Origin of the sequence: Vibrio sp. M260121 (genome assembly GCF_036533715.1) — a bacterium.
Classification (GTDB): domain Bacteria; phylum Pseudomonadota; class Gammaproteobacteria; order Enterobacterales; family Vibrionaceae; genus Vibrio.
Genome location: NZ_JATABF010000121.1, coordinates 1 through 554, shown reverse-complemented (window position 1 = coordinate 554; position 554 = coordinate 1). Strand labels below are relative to the sequence as shown.

Below are 554 nucleotides of genomic sequence, written 5' to 3'. Positions count from 1 at the left end.
GGGCAAAACCACCAACACGCGACTCGTCCTTACAAGGAGAAAGAAAGTTACAAATGGGAGCAAGCTTCTCGCCGTGTCGTTGAACGCCTAGGGGATAAAATGTTAGATGTTATCTCGGTCTGTGACCGAGAAGCAGACCTATTCGAATACTTGACTTATAAACGTCAACATCAGCAGCGCTTTGTCGTTCGCTCAATGCAAAGTCGTTGCCTAGAAGAACACGCTCAAAAGCTTTACGACTATGCGCAGGGGTTACCAGTTGTAGGAACAAAGGCGCTTACCATCCCCCAAAAAGGAGGCAGAAAAGCAAGAGATGTAAAGCTTGAGGTGAAGTTTGGCCAGGTAACATTAAAGGCTCCGGCAAATAAAAAAGAGCACGCAGGCATACCTGTTTATTATGTTGGTTGCCTTGAGCAAGGGACATCAAAAGACAAGTTAGCATGGCACCTCTTGACATCGGAGCCAATAAACAACGTTGAAGATGCCATGAGAATTATCGGTTATTACGAGCGCCGATGGCTGATTGAAGACTTCCATAAAGTCTGGAAAAGTGA

At 45.7% G+C, this 554-nt stretch carries 1 protein-coding gene; it reads left to right on the top strand.

All coding sequences use genetic code 11. The features are described 5' to 3' along the window. Window positions 1-554, top strand: a 554-nt coding sequence (locus QTO06_RS25600; RefSeq protein ID WP_331410357.1) for an IS4 family transposase, incomplete at both ends; no start/stop codon positions are given.